This is a genomic window from Pseudomonas cannabina, assembly GCF_900100365.1.
In the GTDB taxonomy this organism is placed as follows: domain Bacteria; phylum Pseudomonadota; class Gammaproteobacteria; order Pseudomonadales; family Pseudomonadaceae; genus Aquipseudomonas; species Aquipseudomonas cannabina.
The window spans coordinates 1,926,737-1,949,404 of record NZ_FNKU01000001.1 but is presented as its reverse complement, the minus strand read 5'-3'; the positions used below and the strand labels follow the sequence as shown (position 1 = coordinate 1,949,404).

Annotated in this window: 21 protein-coding genes, 2 tRNA genes and 2 pseudogenes; 12 read left to right on the top strand and 13 right to left on the bottom strand. The window is 58.4% G+C overall.

The features are described from left to right. The first annotated feature begins 97 nt into the window (after window positions 1-97). On the top strand, window positions 98-1,528 hold the full coding sequence (locus BLT55_RS09075) for an NAD-dependent succinate-semialdehyde dehydrogenase (RefSeq protein WP_055001518.1): 1,431 nt from the start codon (window positions 98-100) through the stop codon (window positions 1,526-1,528). 74 nt (window positions 1,529-1,602) lie between these two features. Here BLT55_RS09075 and pbpG read toward each other — a convergent pair whose 3' ends face one another. Then, window positions 1,603-2,544: a D-alanyl-D-alanine endopeptidase gene (gene pbpG / locus BLT55_RS09070; protein ID WP_055001517.1), complete on the bottom strand. Its 942-nt coding sequence runs from the start codon at window positions 2,542-2,544 to the stop codon at window positions 1,603-1,605. A gap of 260 nt (window positions 2,545-2,804) precedes the next feature. Between pbpG and BLT55_RS09065 the strand changes: the two genes are divergently transcribed. Continuing rightward, a complete protein-coding gene (locus BLT55_RS09065) occupies window positions 2,805-3,365 on the top strand; it encodes a hypothetical protein (RefSeq protein ID WP_007251782.1) in 561 nt (186 codons plus the stop codon). A gap of 18 nt (window positions 3,366-3,383) precedes the next feature. On the opposite strand, the gene BLT55_RS09060 is transcribed toward BLT55_RS09065, so the two are convergent. Further along, complete coding sequence (locus BLT55_RS09060) at window positions 3,384-3,566, bottom strand: hypothetical protein (protein WP_055001516.1); 183 nt, start codon at window positions 3,564-3,566, stop codon at window positions 3,384-3,386. Window positions 3,567-3,741: 175 nt separating this feature from the next. Next, window positions 3,742-4,098, bottom strand: a complete 357-nt coding sequence (locus tag BLT55_RS09055) for a hypothetical protein (RefSeq protein WP_074800321.1) — start codon at window positions 4,096-4,098, stop codon at window positions 3,742-3,744. Window positions 4,099-4,298: 200 nt separating this feature from the next. Here BLT55_RS09055 and BLT55_RS09050 point away from each other — a divergent pair, with 200 nt between their 5' ends. Further along, the gene (locus tag BLT55_RS09050) at window positions 4,299-5,114 is read left to right on the top strand and encodes a shikimate 5-dehydrogenase (RefSeq protein ID WP_055001514.1); all 816 of its coding nucleotides are present in this window, start codon (window positions 4,299-4,301) and stop codon (window positions 5,112-5,114) included. Between the two features lie 42 nt (window positions 5,115-5,156). On the opposite strand, the pseudogene BLT55_RS09045 reads toward BLT55_RS09050, so the two are convergent. Both BLT55_RS09045 and BLT55_RS09040 read right to left on the bottom strand, forming a co-directional pair. Further along, window positions 5,157-5,513 (bottom strand): annotated as a pseudogene (locus BLT55_RS09045) (DUF480 domain-containing protein); the annotation flags it as partial. Further along, window positions 5,512-6,012 (bottom strand): annotated as a pseudogene (locus BLT55_RS09040) (YceH family protein); the annotation flags it as partial. The pseudogenes BLT55_RS09045 and BLT55_RS09040, both read right to left, overlap by 2 nt. 154 nt (window positions 6,013-6,166) lie before the next feature. Here BLT55_RS09040 and BLT55_RS09035 point away from each other — a divergent pair. Beyond that, complete coding sequence (locus tag BLT55_RS09035) at window positions 6,167-6,676, top strand: DUF1993 domain-containing protein (RefSeq protein ID WP_007251787.1); 510 nt, start codon at window positions 6,167-6,169, stop codon at window positions 6,674-6,676. Window positions 6,677-6,912: 236 nt separating this feature from the next. Further along, a complete protein-coding gene (locus BLT55_RS09030) occupies window positions 6,913-8,067 on the top strand; it encodes an MFS transporter (RefSeq protein WP_055000301.1) in 1,155 nt (384 codons plus the stop codon). Here BLT55_RS09030 and nhaR read toward each other — a convergent pair. After that, on the bottom strand, window positions 8,064-8,966 hold the full coding sequence (nhaR, locus tag BLT55_RS09025; RefSeq protein WP_007251789.1) for a transcriptional activator NhaR: 903 nt from the start codon (window positions 8,964-8,966) through the stop codon (window positions 8,064-8,066). The genes BLT55_RS09030 and nhaR overlap by 4 nt on opposite strands. Before the next feature lie 147 nt (window positions 8,967-9,113). Here nhaR and BLT55_RS09020 point away from each other — a divergent pair, with 147 nt between their 5' ends. Further along, window positions 9,114-9,356 (top strand): hypothetical protein, encoded by a 243-nt coding sequence (locus BLT55_RS09020; protein WP_007251790.1) that lies wholly within the window; start codon window positions 9,114-9,116, stop codon window positions 9,354-9,356. 34 nt (window positions 9,357-9,390) lie between these two features. Further along, window positions 9,391-10,152 (top strand): TerC family protein, encoded by a 762-nt coding sequence (locus tag BLT55_RS09015; protein ID WP_055000300.1) that lies wholly within the window; start codon window positions 9,391-9,393, stop codon window positions 10,150-10,152. A gap of 98 nt (window positions 10,153-10,250) precedes the next feature. Here the strand turns inward: BLT55_RS09015 and BLT55_RS09010 are convergent, their stop codons facing one another. After that, on the bottom strand, window positions 10,251-10,433 hold the full coding sequence (locus BLT55_RS09010) for a hypothetical protein (protein WP_055000299.1): 183 nt from the start codon (window positions 10,431-10,433) through the stop codon (window positions 10,251-10,253). A 221-nt stretch (window positions 10,434-10,654) separates the two neighbouring features. Here BLT55_RS09010 and BLT55_RS09005 point away from each other — a divergent pair, with 221 nt between their 5' ends. Then, a complete protein-coding gene (locus tag BLT55_RS09005) occupies window positions 10,655-11,350 on the top strand; it encodes a peptidase C39 family protein (RefSeq protein WP_055000298.1) in 696 nt (231 codons plus the stop codon). Between the two features lie 54 nt (window positions 11,351-11,404). Here the strand turns inward: BLT55_RS09005 and BLT55_RS09000 are convergent, their stop codons facing one another. Then, window positions 11,405-12,688 (bottom strand): NAD(P)/FAD-dependent oxidoreductase, encoded by a 1,284-nt coding sequence (locus tag BLT55_RS09000; RefSeq protein ID WP_055000297.1) that lies wholly within the window; start codon window positions 12,686-12,688, stop codon window positions 11,405-11,407. Between the two features lie 182 nt (window positions 12,689-12,870). Between BLT55_RS09000 and BLT55_RS08995 the strand changes: the two genes are divergently transcribed. Continuing rightward, window positions 12,871-12,947: transfer RNA gene (locus BLT55_RS08995), tRNA-Val, on the top strand. A gap of 154 nt (window positions 12,948-13,101) precedes the next feature. On the opposite strand, the gene BLT55_RS34745 is transcribed toward BLT55_RS08995, so the two are convergent. Further along, window positions 13,102-13,323 (bottom strand): ubiquitin-like protein, encoded by a 222-nt coding sequence (locus BLT55_RS34745; protein WP_055000296.1) that lies wholly within the window; start codon window positions 13,321-13,323, stop codon window positions 13,102-13,104. A 443-nt stretch (window positions 13,324-13,766) separates the two neighbouring features. Between BLT55_RS34745 and BLT55_RS08985 the strand changes: the two genes are divergently transcribed. After that, window positions 13,767-13,843, top strand: a tRNA-Val gene (locus tag BLT55_RS08985). Between the two features lie 879 nt (window positions 13,844-14,722). Here the strand turns inward: BLT55_RS08985 and BLT55_RS08970 are convergent. The 3 genes from BLT55_RS08970 to BLT55_RS08960 all read right to left on the bottom strand — a co-directional run bounded on the left by BLT55_RS08970 (window position 14,723) and on the right by BLT55_RS08960 (window position 17,654). Beyond that, window positions 14,723-15,784 (bottom strand): SDR family oxidoreductase, encoded by a 1,062-nt coding sequence (locus tag BLT55_RS08970; RefSeq protein ID WP_055001147.1) that lies wholly within the window; start codon window positions 15,782-15,784, stop codon window positions 14,723-14,725. Window positions 15,785-15,907: 123 nt separating this feature from the next. Continuing rightward, a complete protein-coding gene (locus BLT55_RS08965; protein WP_007251796.1) occupies window positions 15,908-16,270 on the bottom strand; it encodes an NUDIX hydrolase in 363 nt (120 codons plus the stop codon). 319 nt (window positions 16,271-16,589) lie between these two features. Continuing rightward, a complete protein-coding gene (locus BLT55_RS08960; protein ID WP_055001148.1) occupies window positions 16,590-17,654 on the bottom strand; it encodes an NAD(P)-dependent alcohol dehydrogenase in 1,065 nt (354 codons plus the stop codon). A 273-nt stretch (window positions 17,655-17,927) separates the two neighbouring features. Between BLT55_RS08960 and BLT55_RS08955 the strand changes: the two genes are divergently transcribed. Together BLT55_RS08955 and BLT55_RS08950 are read left to right on the top strand one after the other, a co-directional pair. Next, on the top strand, window positions 17,928-20,822 hold the full coding sequence (locus BLT55_RS08955) for a sensor domain-containing phosphodiesterase (protein WP_055001149.1): 2,895 nt from the start codon (window positions 17,928-17,930) through the stop codon (window positions 20,820-20,822). Window positions 20,823-20,990: 168 nt separating this feature from the next. After that, entirely contained in the window at window positions 20,991-21,533 is a 543-nt protein-coding gene (locus tag BLT55_RS08950) for a hypothetical protein (RefSeq protein WP_055001150.1), read from the top strand. A 177-nt stretch (window positions 21,534-21,710) separates the two neighbouring features. Here the strand turns inward: BLT55_RS08950 and BLT55_RS08945 are convergent, their stop codons facing one another. Further along, window positions 21,711-22,649: a carbohydrate kinase family protein gene (locus tag BLT55_RS08945; protein WP_007251800.1), complete on the bottom strand. Its 939-nt coding sequence runs from the start codon at window positions 22,647-22,649 to the stop codon at window positions 21,711-21,713. Window positions 22,650-22,668: the final 19 nt, after the last annotated feature.

Below are 22,668 nucleotides of genomic sequence, written 5' to 3'. Positions count from 1 at the left end.
CAAGCCCCCGATGTTGCTTGACCCGACATGTATTACCTTCCTAAATGCCACACCGCTTTTTCGAGCGATTTCCTCCTAATCATCATGGAGAATTCCGATGTATCCAGACGTACAGCTTTATATCGACGGCCAATGGCGCGCCAGCCGCGATAACCGCAGCCTGCCAGTGATCAATCCTGCCACTGGCGAGTCGCTGGGCAGCGTGGCGCACGCCGGTATCGCCGATCTTGACGAAGCGCTTGCAGCAGCCGAGCGCGGCTTTGCCACCTGGCGCAGCACGTCGGCCTACGATCGTTACAAAATCATGCAAAAAGCCGCCAATCTGCTGCGCGAGCGTGCCGACAGCATTGCCCGGATCATGACCCAAGAGCAGGGCAAGCCGCTCGCCGAAGCGCGTATGGAAACCCTTTCGGCTGCGGATGTCGTCGACTGGCTGGCCGAAGAGGGCCGCCGCTCGTATGGCCGCCTTGTACCGTCGCGTGGCGTGTCCATCGAGCAGAAGGTCATCAAGGAACCGGTCGGTCCGGTCGCCGCGTTCACTCCGTGGAACTTCCCGATCAATCAGGTGGTGCGCAAACTGTCTTCGGCGCTGGCGGCCGGCTGCTCGATCATCGTCAAGGCTCCGGAAGAGACACCTGCGTCACCTGCTGAGTTGATTCGGGCGTTTGCCGATGCTGGCGTTCCAGCAGGCGTTATTGGTCTGGTTTATGGCGATCCAGCGGAAATTTCCGGTTATCTGATTCCGCACCCGGTGATTCGCAAAGTGACGTTTACCGGTTCTACGCCGGTCGGCAAGCAGCTCGCGGCGTTGGCTGGCAAGCACATGAAACGCGCGACCATGGAGCTGGGCGGGCACGCGCCAGCTCTGGTGTTCGACGATGCTGACATTGACCTCGCTGCTCGCGTACTGGCCACGGCCAAGTTCCGTAACGCCGGGCAGGTCTGCGTATCACCGACGCGTATTCTGGTGCAGCGCAAGGTGCTGGACGCATTCACCGAGAAATTCGTCGGTCTGACCCGCGAAATCAAGGTCGGTAACGGTCTGGAGTCGGGCACGACCATGGGGCCGGTGGCCAATGACCGACGTATTCCGGCACTGGTGGACCTGATTGAAGATGCAGTGGGCGCCGGTGCAACGCTGTCAGCCGGTGGCAAGGCCATGAACGGGCCGGGTTACTTCTTCGAACCAACGGTGCTGAGCGGCTTGACGCCTGCCATGCGCATCATGAACGAAGAGCCTTTTGGTCCGGTCGCGCTGCTGGTGCCGTTCGACACGGTCGAGGAGGCCATCGCCGAATCCAATCGTGTGCCATTCGGGCTGGCGTCCTACGCATTCACCACGTCGATGAAGACTGCTCAGGCGCTGAGCACCCACATTGAAGCCGGCATGCTGTCGATCAATCATCAGGGCATCGGCTTGCCGGAAGTGCCGTTCGGCGGGATCAGGGATTCCGGCTACGGCTCCGAAGGCGGTACCGAGGCCATCGAGGCATACCTGAACACCAAGCTGGTGACCCAGTACAACTGAGTGCTGGCCGGTTAAATGAAAACGGTCGCGATGTGCAAGCATCGCGACCGTTTTTCGTTACGCAGCAGGGATGATCAATCCTTGGCCTGAATACCAGTCTGCTTCATGACCAGGTTCTTCTCTTTCTTGTATTGCAGCGCGACTTCCGGTGCCGGACCGCTCTGGCCGGTTTCCATCCACTTGCGGATCCGGCTGGCGTCGGCGAAGTGGGTGTATTTGCCGAAAGCATCGAGAATCACCACCGACACCGGGCGGTTGGCCATAGTCGTCAGCAGCACCAGGCAGTGACCGGCCTGGTTGGTGAAGCCGGTCTTGGTCAGTTTGATGTCCCAGTTATCCTTGCGCACCAGATGGTCTGTGTTGCTGAAACCGAGGGTGTAAGTCGGTTTGCGGAAGGTCACCGTCTTTTGCTCGGTGGTGCTCAGCTCGCTGAGCATCGGGTATTTGCGTGCGGCCATCACCAGCTTTGTCAGGTCACGTGCGGTCGAAACGTTGTACACCGACAGGCCGGTAGGTTCGACATACGCCGTGTGTTTCATACCCAGCGCCTTGGCCTTGGCGTTCATGGCCAGGATGAACGCCGGATACCCGCCCGGATAGCTGTGCGCCAGACTGGCAGCAGCGCGGTTTTCCGACGACATCAACGTGATCAGTAGCATGTCCCGACGGTTCATTTCGCTGCCGAGCTTGACGCGGGAGAACACGCCTTTCATTTCCGGAGTCTGGGAAATATTCACCGGGATGACTTCATCCATCGACTGTTTGGCGTCGAGCACGACCATGGCGGTCATCAGTTTGGTTACCGAGGCAATCGGTACGATGACATCCGGATTGCTGGAATACAGCACTTTGTCGGTCTGCAAATCGATGACCATCGCGCTGCCGGAGGCGAGATGCAGGTTGGAAGGGTCGCGGTTGAGGACGGCGGTTTCATTGGCAAACGTGGCAGTGGAAAGTACCGGACCTGTAAGTACACATAATAGGCCCAAAACAGACAGACGAATTTTCAAGAGCAAGGCTCACTCGATAAAGGGTGGTAATGGAAGGGATCGCGTCAAAACGCTGCATTTTATGAGCAGACTTTAATGTATGTCGATGGGTGATGCAGGGCGATTCATCAATAGATGCAGGAATCGGGATTCCGTTAAGTCACTGTTAAGTGGCTTTCTGCTTGCGGGCTAGCTAAAACGGCCCGGGCATTGAATAGTCGTGGTGCGCGCGGCCCACACCGATTAGCATTCTCTGCATTCAGGTCTGCGGTTCAAGGAGTCATGCAATGCTCAAGGGGTTTATCGGCAAGGATTATCTGCTACTGGTGATCGCTGCTTCGCTGGTTGTCGTGCTGTTACTGGGCGCAGGCTTGACCTCGCGTCCGGCCGACTGGGCTGGCTGGATGCAGGCCATCGGCCTGATCGTCGGCTTGATGGTTGCCGTGGCGGTTCCGGCCATTCAGCGCAAACAGGACGCAGCGCTGGCGCACAAGCAGTTGCGTGATCGGGAAGTGGGCTATGCCCGTCGCATGCAATACCTGTGTGGCGAGCTGAGCGAGTTGCAGGGACGCATCAGCCTGAACCTGACGCATTTGCGTGCCAGTGACCGCCATAGCCTGAAGTACACGTTGCAGGATTACCTGCACCGGCTGTTCGAGTCCCACAAGCAGGACCTGAATGACGACCGGGTAGTGTTGGCGCATGAATTGCGGCAGGTCGCCAATGACCTGATCGACGAACTCGACAGCGGCCGCACTGACCGCGTGGTGTTCATGGCGCTGGAGAAGCGCCTGCAGAAACTGGCTCATCGCTGCCAGGTCAACGCGGCAATGGCCGAACGTATCTGAGTGAAAGCAGCGTGCTGATCAGCTGTTGAGGGGTTGACGTTGCAGTTGACGGGACAGCGCTTCGGCCACCGGCAACGACGCGAGCGGGCCGCTGACCGGATCGCCGTCCTGAATCAGATACCAGCAAGCCAGCAAGCCTTTTGCTCTCAGCGTGGCTGGCACTGCGCTGCCGACGACGGACATGATGTTTACCTTGGTCATAACGCTGCCTCCTCGAACCGTGCCGTTACTGTAGGGGGCAATCGGCAACGTTAAAAATCGACGTTCTCAATAGTAGTCATTGATGACAACAGGGGTTCGCAGCATTGCGCGAGCGCGCCATGTCATGCGCACACCCATTAAAAAACCCGCCTGCAAAGGCGGGTTTTTTGTGCTGTTACCAACGGCCACGTGGCGGGCCGTAGTAATAACCGGGGCCTGGGGGCGGGCCCCAGCGATGGTAGTAGCCGGGCGGTGGGGGCGGCGGGTAGCGCTCGACAACCTGATACACCGGAGCCGGCTGGTAGTAGACCGGCGGTGGTGCGTAATAAACCGGCTGCTGTTGCACGTAGACCGGCTCGCGTTCCACGTAAACCGTTCTGTCACGGCCTGAAGATACCGCCGCCCCGACAACGGCAGCGCCTACGATAGCACCTACCACGGCAGGGCCACCCCAGCCACGGTCAGCATTCGCCTGGCCAGCAAGGGCCAAGGCACCTACAAACAAGGCAATTTTGGGGATTTGACGAATCATGACTGTTCCTCGCTCTCAACCCGTTGTCGCGCGCCTGCATCACTCTCAAGCACTGCCACGGGATAACACTATGACATCGAAATTGTAAGAATCTGCGAAAGCGCTGAGTAAATTTTATGTAAGGTGCGTTTCCGCATCGGCTATTGCGTAGCTTACGCTGTTGTCAAAGTGGCAAGCCATTACCGTCTGGAGGAAACACCATGCCCATTACAGCTAACAGGGACACGCAGTTGTGTATGTCCATGGCCGCGCGCCCGGGAAACTTCGGCGTCCGTTTTCATAATCATCTTTTTCAGCAATTGGGCCTCAACTTCTATTACAAGACCTTCTCGCCGAATAACCTGCCGGCTGCCGTGGCGGGCATCCGTTCGCTGGGTATTCGCGGCAGCGCCGTGTCGATGCCGTTCAAGGAGGCCTGCATCGAACTGGTCGATGAACTGGACGCGTCGGCGGCCGCTATCCAGTCGATCAACACGATCGTCAATACCGACGGCCATCTGAAAGCGTTCAATACCGACTACATTGCCGTGGCGCAGTTGATGGACAGTCACGCTGTGCCACGCAGCGCATTTGCCCTGCGCGGCAGCGGCGGCATGGCCAAGGCGGTTGCCTTTGCACTCCGGGATGCAGGCTTTACCGATGGGCTGATCGTGGCCCGCAATCGGCAGGCAGGGCAGCGTCTGGCCGAGGCCTGCGGGTTTCGCTGGCAGGCGGAACCGGGAACGGCGCGGCCTCCGTTGCTGGTCAACGTCACCCCGTTGGGCATGCAAGGTGCGCAGGCCGATGAGCTGGCATTCGACCTGCCGGCTATCGAAGCTGCGCAGACTGTTTTCGACGTCGTGGCGACGCCTGCTGAAACACCGTTGATCCAGGCTGCCCGTCGGCTGGGCAAGCGCGTCGTGAGTGGCGATGAAGTCGCGGCCATCCAGGCGCTGGAGCAATTCGTGCTCTATACAGGCGTTCGCCCGACCGATGAGCAGTACCAGCAAGCGGCGGCTTTCGCCAGAGCCGGCTAGCCACACGCTGCTGTTCGCTCAAGGCGGGCAGGGCAGTGCGTTTCACTCCAGCCTGGCGAGGCGTTCTTCCAGTGCGGCAACCCGCGCTTCCAGTTCATCGATGCGTTGACTGGCGACCGGATTCGCTGCGCCGCGTTCCGGCGGTTGCTGGCGAGTCGCGAGAAGCTCTTGCCTGTCTTGCGGATCACCCAACAGGTGCATGTAGCGGTCTTCACGCTGGCCGGACTGGCGTGGCACCAGCACCGCCAGCCCGCGCCTGATCAGGCGTTCGAGTTGGTGAACGATCTGCTCGCTGTCCTCGAAGTCGTGCATGCGATTGCTGCGGGTCAGCAGTTCACTGACGGTCTGCGGCCCGCGCAGCAACAGCAGACCGGTGAGGATCACTTGTGCAGGAACCACGGTCTTCACGCTGGCCGGACTGGCGTGGCACCAGCACCGCCAGCCCGCGGCTGATCAGGCGTTCGAGTTGGTGAACGATCTGCTCGCTGTCCTCGAAGTCGTGCATGCGATTGCTGCGGGTCAGCAGTTCACTGACGGTCTGCGGCCCGCGCAGCAACAGCAGACCGGTGAGGATCACTTGTGCAGGAACCAGCTCAAGACCCTTGTCGACCTTGTGCTCCCAGCGATCAGCACGGCTGCCCATCACCAGACGCGTCAGGCCGTGTCCTTCCAGCGCGCGCAGGCTTTGACCGACCTGGCCCTGGGTCAGGTTCATGACCGGATCACGGCTGGTCTTCTGGTTGCAGGCAAGCACCAGTGCGATAAGGGTCAGCGGGTAGGTCTCGGGGTTGGTCGCCTGCTTCTCGATCAGGCAGCCAAGAATGCGGATTTCCGTGCTGTTGAGCTGCAATGCCTCGGTGGTCGCGGGCGATTCGCTGGAGGAGGGTTCGTTAGACATGAAGCTTCCCTGAGTGATGGCGGTGGATCAGCGTAGGGCGTGGCAGGAATTATTGCCAGTGGCTCAGGCGATCATCTACGCATCGACTGAAAAGTATCACGGTGATTCGCAGCCGGGCGGTCTATAATTGCGCCTTTCTCACTCAGGATACGTCATGTCTATTTCCCTGTACGCCGCCTCCATTCCTGTCTTTCAGCAGATGCTCAACGCGCTCAGCGATGTGCTGACCAAGGCTGAAACCTACGCGAACGAGAAGAAAATCCAGCCCCCGGCCTTGCTACAGGCCCGCTTGTTCCCGGACATGCTGCCTTTTACCCGTCAGGTGCAGATCGCTGTCGACTTCGCCAAAGGCGCGTCGGCGCGTCTGGCTGGCGTCGAGATCCCGCAATACGAAGACACCGAGACCACCTTCGAAGAGCTGCAGGCATTGCTGGCCAAGACCCTCGCCTTCATCGGCAGCATCACGCCTGAACAGGTAGACGGCAAGGAAGGCATCGAGATCGTCCTGCGCCCTGGCACTGAAAAGGAAAAGCGCCTGAATGGTCAGGCTTACCTGCTCAGCTACGCCTTGCCGCAGTTCTTCTTCCACGTAACCACCGCTTATAACCTGCTGCGCCACAATGGCGTCGAGATCGGCAAACGCGACTTCATGGGCAAGTTTTAAAATCTGAAATCAGGCGCCCGGCTCACTCCTACAAGGCCTAAGCCCTGTGGGCGCGAGCCGGGCGACGCTTCGCTTGCTCGCGAATGGCGGCATGCTCTGATAACCGGGTAGTCGAGCCCCTGCCTTCGTGAGCAAGCGCACTCCCTCGCGCTGAGCGATCAGCATTACATCCCGCTTAAATCCCCCGCAGGTCGTAGTGTCTGGCTATCGGCCTGTATCGCTGTTCTGGAGTATTCTTGTTGTTGCCCATCCTTCTGTTGTCGGCCGCCGGTTTTACCGTGCTGACTACAGAATTCGTCATTGTCGGCCTGTTGCCCGCAGTGGCCCGTGACCTGAATGTCACGGTTTCTCAGGCAGGCCTGCTGGTGACCCTGTTCGCGTTTACCGTGGCCGCTTTCGGTCCTTTCCTGACCGCCTACTTTTCGCGTTTCGAGCGCAAGCGTCTGTTCATCAGCATCCTCATCCTGTTCGGATTCTCCAATGCGCTCGCTGCACTGGCCCCTAATATGGCGGTGATGGGTGTAGCGCGCCTGATCCCTGCGCTGGGGTTGCCGGTGTTCTGGGCGCTGGCCAGTGAAACGGCGGTGGATATCGTCGGGCCGGAGTTTGCCGGGCGGGCGATTGCCAGAATCGGTTTCGGAATCGTCTGCGCCACGGTGTTTGGCATTCCAGTGGGAACACTGATTTCCGATGCCTTTGGCTGGCGCAGCGCATTTGCAGTACTGGCCATACTGGCGCTCGCCAAGGCGCTGTTGCTCGTGGTCTACCTGCCCAGAACGGCGGCGAAGAAAAATCCGGTTTCAATCCTCAAGCAATTCGCCATTCTGCGCAGCCCGATGATGCAAGGGCACGTGCTGCTTTCAGTGTTGGTGTTCAGCGGCATGTTCACGGCATACACCTACCTGGCAGACATGCTGGAGCGCCTGGCCGGTTTCGATAGCAATCTGGTCGGCTGGTGCCTGATGGGCTTTGGCGCGGTCGGTCTGCTTGGCAATTCGCTGGGCGGGCGCATGGTCGACCGTCATCCGCTGATCGCCAGCCTGCTGTTCTGCGTGTTTATGGTGATCGGCCTGGTGGCGGTGGTGCCAAGCATTCATTCGGTCATTGCACTGGCGCTGGCACTGGCGGTGTGGTGCATCACGCAGGCCGCGCTGTTTCTGGTCAGTCATGTGCGCCTGATCAAGGCCGCACCCGAAGCGCCTGCGTTCGGCGCATCGCTGAACATTGCCGGGGCGAACCTGGGCATCGGCATAGGCGCAGTCATCGGCGGCCGGGTGATTGATCATCTGGGGCTGGGCAACGTCGGTTTCGCCGCCGCCGGAATCATCGTGCTGGCCATCGTGCTGGCGCTGGTGCTGATCAAGCGTGACCCAGGCCCGCTTGCCGCCTAGCCCGCGTCGGTAAATAACTGGTTTCGGGCGCTTTCGGCGATGGCCACTACGCCGGGGTGCCGAACCTTGCGCTCGACGGTAATGGCGTAGAACGACTCGGTCACCGCGTCCGTCTGGCCGATGAGCTGCACGTCATACTGGCTCTGCACTTCATCGGCGATCACGCTGGGTGCTACGAAAATGCCGCTGCCTGATTTCCCGAATGCTTTCATCAGGGCGCTGTCGTCGAACTCGCCGATGATGCGCGGCTGGATTTTCAGCTCGGCAAACCAGCGCGTCAGTCTGCCACGCACCACGGTTTCCGGCCCCGGAATCAGCAGTGGCGCGCCGTGCAGACACTGCGGGAAATCTGCCCCGACGCGTTCGGCCACTTCGCGCGTGGCGAAAAAACTGATCCCGCATTCGCCCAGTTTGTGGCTGTGACCTTTGATATCCAGATGCGGCGGCATCGGGCTGTCCGAGATCACCAGGTCCAGACGCTGCACTGCCAGCTCTGCCAGCAACCGTTCCAGCTTGTCCTCGCGACAGGTAATCCGGATGGATTCCTGCAGATTCATGGTCGGTGAAATCAATCGATACACAATTGATTTGGGCACCACATCCGCCACGCCGATACGGAACAGCAACTGTTGTTCGTCCGGCTGCGAACGCAGCAGGTTTTCCAGCTCGTTGCCCAGTTGAAACATCTGCTCGGCGTAGGGCAGGGCCATGCGACCGGCTTCGGTCATTTCCAGTTGTCGCCCTACGCGCTGAAACAGATCGACGCCCAGCGAGGCCTCCAGCAGGCTGATTTGTCCGCTGACGGTCTGGGCCGTGAGGTTCAGCTGCTCGCACGCGCGCACGATACTGCCAGTTTTGGCCACGACCCAGAAGTAATGCAGCTGCCGATAGTTGAGCATGGGTTTTTTGCCGATTCGTAAAAACCGAAGTATACGCCTTGTAAAATCGAATTTTCCTGATGTTTCAAAATGTATAGAGTTGTTGCCAACGCCGGTTCTGACAGAACACCTGAGAGGGCATCCGGCCTCGCACATTGAGGAAAACTCATGAAGACATCTATTTATGCGGTAATGCTGAGCGGCTCGCTACTGGTAATGGCAGGATGTGATCAGATAGAGTCGTCTACCAAGCGGGCGCTCGATACCGCAGCAGAGACTGCAAAGCAGACCATCGAAGATACACATCAGGCGGCGACCAAGGCGCTGGATGAGGCCAAACAGGAACTTTCCATTCTTGAGACGCCACCAAGCAAGGCTGAAACCGAAAGCAAGTCCGACAAAGAAATCTAACGCATAACTATTGGCTCAGGCGGGGCAGTGATCTATGGAATACCTTTTGGAACTCGCGACAAGTCCGGCAGCCTGGATTGCCCTGGCGACGCTGGTGGTGATGGAAGTCGTGCTGGGTATCGATAACCTGATCTTCATTTCGATCATCACCAACAAGCTGCCGGAACATCAGCGGGAAAAAGCCCGGAAACTGGGTATCGGCATGGCGCTGGTCATGCGCCTGGGTCTGCTGAGTACGGTGGCCTACATCGTGCAGCTGACAGAGCCGGTGTTCGAAGTGTTTGGTCAGGCGTTCTCATGGAAAGACATGATCCTGATCGCCGGTGGTCTGTTCCTGGTCTGGAAAGCGACCACGGAAATCCACCACAGCATGGACGTCAAGACTGACGAAGAGAAAGCGCTCGGTTCGGTGGTTGCGTTGAGCATGGGCGCGGCAATCGTGCAGATCCTGATGCTGGACCTGGTGTTCTCCATCGACAGTATCATCACTGCCGTGGGCATGACCGAGCTCTTGCCGATCATGATCATCGCTGTAGTGACCGCCGTGATCGTGATGCTGGTAGCTGCCAACCCGTTGGCGAAGTTCATCAACGACAACCCGACGGTGGTCATGCTGGCACTGGGCTTCTTGATCATGATCGGTATGACGCTGATCGCCGAAGGCTTCGGCGCTCATGTTCCGAAGGGCTACATCTACGCAGCCATGACGTTCTCGGCCGCCATCGAAGGCTTGAACATGCTGGTACGCAGAGCACGTCGCAGGAAGGCTGCTGCCGCAAAAGTATCAGCCAGCTGATAGCGCGCTAGGCTGGAAAAAAGGTCGACCCGGGTAACCGGGTCGACCTTTTTGCATTCAATGCATCGTGCACATGCATGGAAACAGGCGTACGTGGCTCAGCCGATTACCGCAGGTTGCCCGTTGACCGGCTTTTCCAGGTCCGGCTTCTGCACCGCAATGGGCTCGATGCTGCGCGGAGGATGGCGGCGCCGCGAAACGCGCATGACCCCCCACAGCATGGCGCTCGACACGGCGAGCCACGAAGCGGTCAGCATCACGATTGTCAGTTCCAGGCTCATAAGTGCCTCCCCATCCTGCTTTTTGTAACGGTCTTGATCACTGACAGTCTAGTACGGGCCATGTTTCGGTTTAATTGACCAATGGCATCGGGCTATGACTGATTGGCTCGTTTTCCGCCGAACGGGCGGCTGAACAACGCTATACCGGAACGCCGGACAGCTCTATGATCAACGCCCGGATCGGGTCGCGGGTTGCCCGACATCAGTTCAAGTGAGTGAGCATGCTGTCGTTGTCTGTCTTTTCCAGTTCCAACCTCTTCAAACGCTGCTGGCTTGCCGGTGCGCTGGTTCTTGGTCTGGCCGGTTGCACTTCAATGGTCACGCCCGGCATCAAGCGTCTTCCGGATCGGGTCGAATTGACCTCTGTGCCGTTCTTCCGGGGTAATGCCTATCAAAGCGGCCCAATGGTGCTGGCAAGCATGCTGGCCAATCAGCAGGTGCAGACCACGCCTGGCTTGCTCGACAAGCCGCTGCAACTGCCGGGTGCAGAAGATCGCCTGGAGCAGAACCTGCCGAAAGTTGCACGCGAATATGGCTTCATGGTCTATCCGCTCGATGGCGAATTGCAGGACTTGCTGGCTCAGGTCTCGGCCGGTTATCCGGTGATGTTGCGTCTTGCCCAAGGCTCCGCATTCTGGAAAGGGTCGCGTTACGCCGTGTTGATCGGTTACAACCGGGTTAAAGAAACGGTATTGCTCAACGTCGGGATGGACCGCCGCTATTCGATGAGCTTCAGCAGCTTTACCTCTGCCTGGAAAGGCGCTGGCAGTTGGGCGGTACTGGTTCAGTCACCTCGCCAGCTGCCCGCCAACGTCGATCAGCAGCGCTGGTCACAGGCGGCTGATGCGCTGGCGAAGGCTGGTCAGGAACAGGCGGCAGGCGAAGCCAGGAAAACCCTGGCACGCGGCGTTAAATGAAATCTACGCAGCGTTGACAAAAACGGCACCGAGAAGGTGCCGTTATGAGGTTGATCAGAAACCCAGTTTATCCCGCAGGCTGTAATACCAGGCGCCCAGCGCAGTCAGCGGCGTGCGCAGCATCTGGCCGCCAGGGAACGGATAGTGCGGCAGGTCAGCGAACGCATCGAAACGCTCGGCCTGGCCGCGCAATGCTTCGGCCAGCACCTTGCCGGCCAGGTGCGTGTAGGTGACGCCGTGGCCGCTGCAGCCCTGTGAATAATAAATGTTCTCGCCGAGCCGTCCGACCTGCGGCAGGCGCGACAGGGTCAGCAGGAAATTGCCGGTCCATGCATAGTCGATCTTCACGTTCTTGAGCTGCGGGAACGCCTTGAGCATCTTCGGTCGAATGATCGCCTCGATGTTGGCCGGGTCTCTTGCGCCATAGACCACACCACCGCCGAAGATCAGGCGCTTGTCGGCGCTGAGGCGGTAGTAATCCAGCAGGTAATTGCAGTCTTCGACGCAGTAATCCTGCGGCAAAAGGGTTTTCGCCAGCTCATCGCTCAACGGTTCAGTGGTGATCACCTGAGTACCGCATGGCATCGATTTCGCCGCCAGCTCCGGGACCAGATTACCAAGGTAGGCATTGCCCGCCACAATGATGAACTTCGCCCGGACCTTGCCCTGTGCGGTATGGACCACCGGGTTGGCGCCGCGCTCGATGCGGATCGCTGCAGATTGCTCGTAGATCGTGCCGCCCAGTGTCTCGACGGCAGCCGCTTCGCCCAGCGCCAGATTGAGGGGGTGGATGTGGCCACCGGTCATGTCCAGCAAACCGCCGATGTATTGATCGCAGGCCACCACCTCATTGATGCGGCGTTTGTCCATCAGCTCCAGCTTGCTGTGGCCGTAACGCTCCCAGAGGCGCTGCTGCGCTTCCAGATGCGCCAGCTGTTTGCTGGTCAGCGCAGCAAACACGCCACAGTCCTTCAGGTCGCACTGAATGCCATAACGGGAAACCCGATCACGAATGATGGCCGCACCTTCAAATGCCATCTGCCCCAGCAGCTGCGCCTGACGCGGGCCGACCGTGCGCTCGATCACGTCGATGTCACGGCTGTAACTGTTGACGATCTGCCCGCCATTACGCCCCGAGGCGCCAAAGCCGACTTTGGCGGCTTCCAGCACCGTGACCCGGAATCCGTTCTCCAGCAGGAACAGCGCGCTGGACAAACCCGTGTAGCCAGCGCCAATGATGCACACGTCCGTCTCGACCTCGCCCTGCAAAGCGGGCCGTTCTGGCGCGGGATTGGCCGAGGCAGCGTAATAGGACTGCGGGTAGGGCGTGTTCGCCATCCTGAGACTCCGTTTAATATTCTTGACGATGGCGCTGATCGTACCCGAGATACTAAGCCTCTGCCAGCCACACACGAAAACAGCACTGACCTGCCTTTTAACAAAAAGGACTGTAATTCATGGGCTTAGGATAAAAACAGATTGACAGGCAGTTGGATGTCCGTAAAATGCCGACCCACAGCAGGCACGTAGCTCAGTTGGTTAGAGCACCACCTTGACATGGTGGGGGTCGTTGGTTCGAGTCCAATCGCGCCTACCAGACAAAATCCGCTCTGCTGGGCGGTGAAAAAAGGGCTAACCGAAAGGTTGGCCCTTTTTTGTTGACGTGTTTTTTCAAGGCCTGATTTCTCCGGCGCGAAGGCGTATAAACTCCCACCCTATAGCTCAATACATGAGCTTTACAGGGGGCCAACTCAGAGTTTAAAAACCAACTGCAGCGTACTTCCGATCTGGATGTTGTAATCAGCCAGCGTTCGTCCATCTTCCAGCTGCTTACCTGCAAATATAAGTCGTTGGTTATCAGGCAAAAAACCCTTCTCGTCCTGTATCCTGGCTTTCACGTTATCGATCGTGTCGCTGTTTTCTACTTCGAGCGGAAATTTTCCGCCTATGAATTGTTGTATGTGAATTATCATATGGCTTAACTGAGTGGTTTGTTAAATATAAATGTGCTCGAACATAAATATCTGCGTTGGACGTTCGAGGTGTTTGTATGTAAGTCAGGTTAGAACTGCATGGCGATGAGTGATACTAGTGTACTGTTTGCGAAATTATTTACCCATGACCTACAAACTAAGTTATTGATAAAATTTGAATTTTCCGTTCGTCAGTAGCTGGTTTTTTCGAAAACAGTACACTAGTAAATTTGCTAGGTTGGGGTTTTGTAAGATTCTCATCGTAAAGCTGGGTGCGCAGGGCGTCGCTTGATTTGCGTACGGAAAGGACCAACGAGATTTCTGACGCCGCCTGATCAAGGCAGAGTTCTGACGTCGAGCCTAAAAAATTCGCGTATTCAGAGAGTTACTGCAAAAAAGCATTTGACAGGTAATCGAATATCCGTAGAATGCCGACCCACAGCAGGCACGTAGCTCAGTTGGTTAGAGCACCACCTTGACATGGTGGGGGTCGTTGGTTCGAGTCCAATCGCGCCTACCAAACAAAATCCGCTCTGCTGGGCGGTAACAAAAAGGGTCAACCGAAAGGTTGGCCCTTTTTTGTTGGCGACTTTCGTACCGATACCCTGCATTGCTACGCATCCCGCGACGCTCGGCGTCACATAGCCGTCGCGGTACAACGTTATGCTGTGCCCGTAATCACGGCACATAGATAAAAGCGCTTTTTTGTCGCGATGGCACTGGCAACGCAGAGTGCGACGTAAGTGACGGCTGAGTCTTGGCGCTGATCCGGGGGATGCGAGGCAGGACGACGAGCAAGCCGCATTCGGGCCAAGGATGGCCCGTTGCGGCGGCCGCCGGATCAGTGTCAGGGCGGAGGAACCCGACGAAGTCGGGCCGGAAACGGAGCTGGAACTTTGCCTACTTTGGTCCCTCAAAGTAGGGCGCCGTAAGGGCGCAAAGATGACCTGAGTCAGAAACAAATATCACTGACACCGCAGAATCGCCGTGTGACACGGAGCGTCACGAAAGGCATGCCGACGCGGAGCATCGGCACGATAGTGCATGTTTTGCCACCACGCAGTTGCCACCGAAATGCTTTTGATGTGCTTTTCAACCACGATGGCACTGACAACGCAGAGTGCGACGTAAGTGATGGCTGAGTCCTGGCGCTGATCCGGGGGATGCGAGGCAGGACGCCGAGCAAGCCGCATCCGGGCCAAGGATGGCCCGTTGCGGCGGCCGCCGGATCAGTGACAGGGCGAAGGAACCCGACGAAGTCGGGCCGGAAACGGAGCTGGGACTTTGCCTACTTTGGTCCCTCAAAGTAGGGCGCCGTAAGGGCGCAAAGGTGACCTGGGCCACAAACAAACATCACTGACACCGCAGAACCGCTGTGTCACGCGGAGCGTCACACCCCTCAAGGAATCAAACGATCCCGACGCAACTTCTCAAACACATTGAAAAACGCATTATCGCTCGCCTCGAATGCCGTAAAGCCCAACTTGCGGCTTTTCGACATATCCGTGACCACTTCAATCGGACGACCCAAATCAGCATCAGTGTGCCACGGTGAAATCAAACGGCTGATGTCCGCTTCCTTGAGCTGATGCTTGCTGACAATCTCAGTCCACGCCGCCTGATCATTGGCCATCTGCGTTTCCAGCAGCGCCGGCCGGTCCGGAAACGCTGCCGGCTGCAGATCGAAAAACTTGGCGATCTGACCCCACATCCAGCTCCAGCGGAACACATCACCGTTAGTGATATTGAAGGCCTGATTGGCCGCCGCCGGAGTGGTGGCCGCCCACAGCTGCTGTTTGGCCAACTGACGCGCATCGGTCATGTCCGTCAGGCTGTCCCACTGCACACGTGAGCCGGGGAACACAAAAGGTCGGCCGGTGGCTTTGCAGATCGACGCATAGACGGCCAATGTGGTCGCCATGTTCATCGCATTGCCAACCGCGACACCGGTCACGGTATGCGGGCGATGCACACTCCAGGTGAAGCCGTCTTTCTGCGCAGCGGCGAAGACTTCATCTTCCTGCGCGTAATAGAAGTTTTCAATGTCCAGGCGTGGCTGGTTTTCGCGGAACGGCGTTTGCGGCAATGTGCCTTTGCCATAGGCCTCGAATGGGCCGAGGTAATGCTTGAGGCCGGTGACCAGTGCCACGTGCTGCACGCTTCCGGCAGGTCGCACGGCGTCCAGTACGTGACGCACCATCGCCGAGTTGACGCGAATATTCTCGGCTTCGGTAGCCTGACGTGACCAGGTGGTAATGAACACATGGGTGGGTTTCAGGTCAGCCAGCGCCGCATTCACCGACGCCGGGTCCTGAAGATCCGCAGCCACCGGAATCACGCCGGGCACGGTAGACGGGTTACGGGAGAGGGCGGCGACTTGCCAATTGTTTTCCAGCAACAATTGTGTGATCGCGCTGCCGACAATGCCACTTGCGCCAACAACCAGGGCGGTCTGAGTCATGGGGTTCTCCTGAGACGGGGATGAATGTAATAACCGTCTTGCCGTCTAGGAACAGCTTGAGGCCATACGGTTCAATCCAATCGTTCAGATAATCCCTTGAGTGAGCGCGTGTTTCTGAACAAGTCAGGCCTGTCGGGCGTGTGACTTGACGATGGTTTTGGTTGCCTTGCTGGCTTTCAGATCACCGAGGTTCTTCGGCGCGAGCCACTTGCAGGCGGAGATCTCATTCTGCGGCGATGCTTCGATGGAGCTGGGCACCTGCGTCACGAAGACATAGTGAGTCACCTGATCTTTCTCGTAGACAGCAAGGTACGAGAGATCAAGGTTTTCCAGCCCTGTTTCTTCGCTCAGCTCGCGCATTGCGGCTTGGGCAGGCGTTTCGCCAGACTCGATCTTGCCGCCAGGCAATGCCCACCTGGACTTCGGTTTGCGCACGTAGAGGATTTGGCCGTCACGTTTGCAGATGACTGTCGCTCGTTGTTTCATAGTTCGTTCACCTGTTAAAACGTCCGTTGCCATCAATATCTGCAAGGACTTCGTGAACTTGAGACCCAAGGGCAGTCAGCTGTAGTCATTGATTTGTAATAAAAAGTTCATTTTTGTCGAGCTTCAGGCCCGATGGTACGTCAGCAGGGCCAAGAGCGCCTGTGACCTGCGGTCGATCAGCGCAATCGTCAGCTTATGGATGAAGTATGGAGCGTCAGTGGCCAAATGCAGGGTTTCAGTTCCTCTGTTGCGACGTACGGAAGGTTTTTTTCAAGGTTGCCGTCCCTGGCAACGTTTTTCTCAAGCGTTCTTGACGAACTCAGGCCGCTGAAGCTTCCTGCTTGAGGCTGGCCATATCGATGACGAAGCGGTATTTGACGTCACCTTTCAGCATCCGCTCATAGGCTTCGTTGATGTCCTGCATGGCAATCACTTCAATGTCGGACACGATGCCGTGCTCGGCACAGAAATCGAGCATTTCCTGAGTTTCCTGGATGCCGCCGATCAGCGACCCGGCCAGGCTGCGACGCTTGAAAATCAGATTGAAGACGGTCGGAGACGGGTGCGGCTCTGCCGGGGCACCGACCAGCGTCATGGTGCCGTCGCGCTTGAGCAGCGCCAGAAAGGCATCGAGGTCGTGGGGTGCCGCTACGGTGTTGAGGATGAAGTCCAGGCTGTTGGCCTGCGCGGCCATTTGTGCCGGGTCCTTCGACACCACCACTTCATCTGCGCCCAGACGCAGGCCGTCTTCGCGTTTGTCAGGCGAGGTGGTGAACAGCACCACATGCGCGCCCATGGCGTGGGCGATCTTGACGCCCATGTGGCCCAGCCCACCGAGGCCGACAATCCCCACTTTCTTGCCGGGGCCGACTTTCCAGTGGCGCAGCGGCGAATAGGTGGTGATGCCCGCGCACAGCAGCGGCGCTACGGCGGCCAGATTGGCATCGTGAGAGATGCGCAAAACGAACTTTTCCTTGACCACGATGGTGTCGGAATAGCCACCGAACGTGTTTTCGCCACCGAATACCGGGCCATTGTAAGTGCCGGTAAAACCGCTCTCGCAATACTGTTCTTCACCTTCGGCGCAGGACGCACAGTGCTGGCAACTGTCGACCATGCAGCCGACCCCGGCGAGGTCGCCCACTTTGAAGGTCTTGACGCTGGCACCGACAGCGGTCACGCGGCCGACGATTTCGTGGCCCGGGACGGACGGGTACAACGTGTTGTGCCATTCATTGCGTGCCGTATGCAGATCGGAGTGGCAAACGCCGCAATAAAGAATATCGATCTGCACATCGTCAGCGCCGGGGGCGCGTCGCTCGAACTGATAAGGCCTCAGTACGTCCTTGGCGGACTGGGCTGCGTAGCTGTAAGTCTTGACCATGGGTGTCTCCTTCAAGGTTGGACATGTGTAGCGCTGGGCGACAGCATAGTAGAGCCGCGCATTTTCGTGTTTAAGCGGGTGCAACAGCGAAATCCGACCAGCGGGTGTGCCAATCTATGCTTCGCAACGCGTTCTGCGTCACATGTGGGCATCGCGGCACCACAGGGCGCTGCCAAAAAACATTGAACTTTGTAACAATGCCGCGACACGCTTGTAACCTTTGGTCATCGCCGTTGAATATGACCGTCGCTGGCCCACGCACCTGGTGTTTTCATGACAGTCAATCATCTGGCCACGGGCCCGCACTCGCTGAGCGACGTATCCGATCCGCGTGTCGCTCCGGTTGACAGTCATGTCAGGTTTTCCGATCAGGTGGGCATTGATGCGCTTTTGAGCGCCACGCGCTTGCTCATACCGGGTGTTGCGTGGGCTGCTTACTCCGCCGGTGAACAGAAATGCCTGCTGGGGCAGGGCGATGGGCAGGCGCGTTGGCCGGCCCATATCCCGTTCGAGGACTTCGAGCCGTTTTGCGCGGAAAGGCAATTGCACCGCAGAGTGGCTGGAAAAGGCGAGGGCGTGCTGGGATGGGTTCTGGCTCCCGTTGCCGAGCAAGACAACACATTATTGAATGACCTCGCTGTCCAACTGGGTTCGCTGTTGCAGACGGCAGCGCTGGTGAGGGCCCAGAGCACCCAACGGGTACTCTACGAGATCAGCCTGCTGGCCAGCTCCACGCTGGATAGGGGTGCCTTTCTGCGAGGAATTCACGAGCAGTTGGCTACATTGATTGACGCCGAGAACTTTTACGTCGCGCTCTATGATCGACAAAGCAGCAGAATCACCTATCCCTATTACATCGACCGTTTCGATGACGAGGCGCTGGCACCGGAGGCGTTCGAGTTTCTCGACGTCAATCGAATTTCGCTCACTGGCCATGTGTTGCTGTCCGGGGACACATTATTTCTGGGAGCCTCTTGTATCGAGCAGGCGCAGGCTCAGGGACGTTTTTTCTGCGTCGGCCGTCGTCCCGAGTTCTGGATGGGCGCGCCGCTGAAAAATGCCTCGGATGAGGTGTTCGGCATGGTCGCGATGCAGGTCTACGACGTGTCCCGGGTTTACAGTTCGCCGGACCGCGCCCTGTTTTCGGTGGTTTCGCGGCATGTGGCGATGGCGCTGGACAGGCTGTTACGCCGTACCGATCTGGAACAGACCGTGATGCTGCGCACCCAGCAACTGTCGGCCGCCAATGACGCGCTCCGGCAGGAGGTGCAGGACCGGGAGCGCGCCGAACACTTGCAGCGTGCGTTGTTTCGCATCGCCGAGCTTTCCAGCCAGCCCGGTGACATGAACGAGCTGTTTCACAGCCTGCATACCATCGTCGGCGAGCTGCTGGTGGCGCTCAATTTCTACATCGCGCTTTACGATAATGCCACGGGTGAAGTCACCTTCCCGTATTACATCGATGAGTACCAGCTCACATCGCCCCGTTCACGGCGTGGGCAGCGGGGGTTCACCGAATATGTGATCGGTCAGCGCCGACCGTGCCTGATCGATTACGAGAACGCGCGCAAGCTCGAGCGCATGGGTGAAATCGAGGTGCAGAAAAAGTCCAGTCGCTCCTCTTCCTGGCTCGGTATTCCGCTGTTCGACGGCGACGATGTACGGGGCGTGCTGGTGGTGCAGAGTTATTCCAAATCGGTCAGCTACACATTGCGTGACCAGGAGCTGCTGACTTTCGTTTCCCGTCACATCGACACCGCACTCTCGCGGCGCAGCGCCGCCGAGGCGATCCACACCGCCAATCTGCGGCTCGAGGCCCGCGTTCGCGACCGCACCCGTGAGCTGGACCAGGCCAATGCCCGGCTTCAATACGAAAACTCTCACGACTCGTTGACCGGGCTGCCGAACCGCAGCCAGTTGCAACAACGCCTGAAGCAGGCGTGGCAGGATTTCTGCGTTCAGGACCGGCAACTGATTGTCATGTTCATCGATCTGGACCGTTTCAAGATGATCAATGACAGCCTCGGGCATCACTGCGGCGACATCTTGCTGGTTCAGGCCGCCGAGCGATTGCGCAGTTGCATGTGCGAAGGTGATCTGCTGGCCAGACTGGGCGGCGACGAGTTTGCCGTGCTGGGCATCAATGCTGCGCTGCAAACAGGCGTGGATATCGCCCAGCGGATACTGACCGCGTTCGAACAGCCGTTTGTGATCGACGATCACACGGTGTTTTCGTCGTGCAGCATTGGTGTGGTGGGCGCTGATCGCCAGTTTCATCAAGAACCTGCCGACCTGTTACGTGACGCGGATACTGCCATGTATCGCGTCAAGAATGGCGGGCGCGACAGCTTCGCGGTGTTCAACCAGGCGTTGCGCCGTGAAGTGCTGGATCAGGTCGAGCAGGAAGGCGCGTTACGCACGGCCCTGAAATGCACGGATCAACTGATCCCGTATTTCCAGCCGGTGATCTGCACCGCCACGGGCGAGTTGCTGGCACTGGAAGCGCTGATCCGCTGGCGGCAGCCGGACGGGCGCATCATCGCGCCGGAAAGTTTCCTGCCGGCGCTGGAGGGGCTGCGACTGATCGGCCGCCTCGACCTGTACATGCTCAAGCAGGTCATCACCATTCTTGCTCAGCCCGAGAACGGCGACTGGCCGCCCGTGCATGTGAACTGCTCCAGCTACAGCATTACCCGCCCGGCCTTTGCCGCCGAAGTGCTGGCCATGCTCGCTGAACAGGGCGTTGCGCCCGGACGCCTGTGTCTGGAACTGACCGAAGGCGCGCTGGTCGCTGATCCCGAGCAGGCACGGCTGTCCATGAAGCAACTGGCGGATCAGGGCATGTCGGTGATGCTCGATGACTTCGGCGCCGGCTTTTCATCCCTCAGCTATGTGCATCAGTATCATTTCAGCGGCTTGAAGATCGATAAGTCGTTCATCCTCGGCCTGGCCTCCAGCGTGCGCAGTCGCGCCATCGTCCGCGCGATTGTGCGCATGGCCGAATCGCTGGACCTGACCGTGGTGGCCGAAGGCGTCGAGGACCTGGAAACCCTGGAGCTGCTGCGCGAGATCGGCGCAGGGCAGGCACAGGGTTACTATTTTTCGGCACCGGTGCCTATTGAGCAGTTGCACGTTTCCAGTGGCAAGCTTCAAGCCAGAAGCCTTTAGATTGCCGCTTGCCGCTGCCCCTGGCGGCAATGCCTGGCTGTTTTTTGACGGTGGCTGGCCGGACGTTTTCAGGCGACGCCATGTAAATCAACAGGTTAGGCATTTAACGCGCACTTGGCACTGGACTTGCTTTTGAACTTGCGCAGCATGTTCATCGGGAGGTGAAAGATGATTATTGGCACAAATGCGCTTGAACAGTTGGTGTCCCGAGCGGTTGGCGGGCGCAAGACTGTGGACGAGGTGTCTCAGGACGCTTTCAGCGCGGTCGCCGCTGCTGGCCTGACTTCAGGTACAGCCCCGGTTACTCAGCAAATCGGCAATTCGACATCGCAAGACAGCAGCGGTTACAACGAATCTTTCGCCCGCATGATGATCAACCTCAAATCTGCCGGTGATACGTCGCTGTCGGAGAAGACGGGGGATCGTGACAACGGTTTTACGGGTTCGGTGGCTAACGTTGCCAGCACCACTGACACCGGGTCGACAGGTTCGGTAGAACAGAAATTCATGGACGCTCTGAAGCAGACAGCCGAAGAGAAAGTGCGCGAGAAACTGACCGGCATCAGCCAGAAATCCTATGACGCCATGGCGCCTCAGGACCAATTGGCGATCGACCAGAAAGTCCAGGACGCACTCAAGGACAAGCAGAACGATGTGGCGGATGATATCAATACGCGCATCAGAGGGATCAAGGCCGGAATGGTGGCCTGATCGAGGTAGCCTATTCAGTTGTTTGTTCGTTGACTGTAATGGCCCCTTCGTGAGCAAGCTCACTCCCACAATCGGAATACACTCCGATTTTGGGAGTGAGCTTGCTCACGAAGGTTACGCTCGATGCAGCACAGCAGGAGTGGAGCTGCACGGTCTCTTGTCTGTCTCTGACGCTTTTTACCCCAATTGATGCCGATACGGCAGATCCGGGCCGACCTTGGTACAGGTCAGCGCCGCTGCGCCAACGGCAAAATTCAGCATTTCGTTCAGGGTTTCTTTCGACAGCGTCGACAGCGCCTCTGGCGTGTCCAACTGACGTTCACTCAGGAACGTCAACAGCGCCGCCTGAAATGTGTCTCCAGCGCCCACCGTATCCGCCGTCACCACGGTTTTGGCGGGCACCGACCAGGTGCCATGCTGGCGAGTGAACACGCTGGCGCCCTGTGTGCCTCGGGTCACGATCACCAGTCGAGTCTGCTTACCTAACCAGCCCTCTGCCAATTGCTGCGCATCACTGTCTGGATACAGCAGGTGCAGGTCTTCGTCGCTGACCTTGATTAGATGAGCATGTTCGGCAAAGGCCGCCACCTGGGTGCGCCAGCGCTGAATGTCCGGCGCCGGGTTGAGGCGCACGTTGGGGTCGAGCGAGATCAGTCGGTTGGCGCTTTCCCGTGCGACCAGTGCCAGCAAAGTGTCGGCAATCGGCTGCACCACCAGCGAGAACGAGCCCACGTGAATCCCGCGGACCTGCTCGTCCAGCGCAGGCAGGTGCTCAAGGCGCAGTTGTCGATCGGCGCAACCGTCACCGCGAAAGCTATAGGTGGGCGAGCCGTCGCTGCCCACCGCCACCATGGCCAGCGTGGTGGGTGCATCGAAATCGATCAGGTGATCGACCGCGACCGTTTCCTGCTCGAGCACCGCCCGCAAACGACGGCCCAGGTAGTCGGTGGACAGCCCGGCGAACAGGCCTGCCTGCACGCCCAGACGACGCAGGCCGATGGCGACGTTGAACGGCGAACCACCGGCAATCGCGTCGAACCCCAGTCTGTTGAGAGAGCCGCCGTCGTCAGGGCGGGTGAAAATATCGAACAGTGCTTCGCCGCAAACCAGAAACATAAGTGCTCCATGAAAAGAC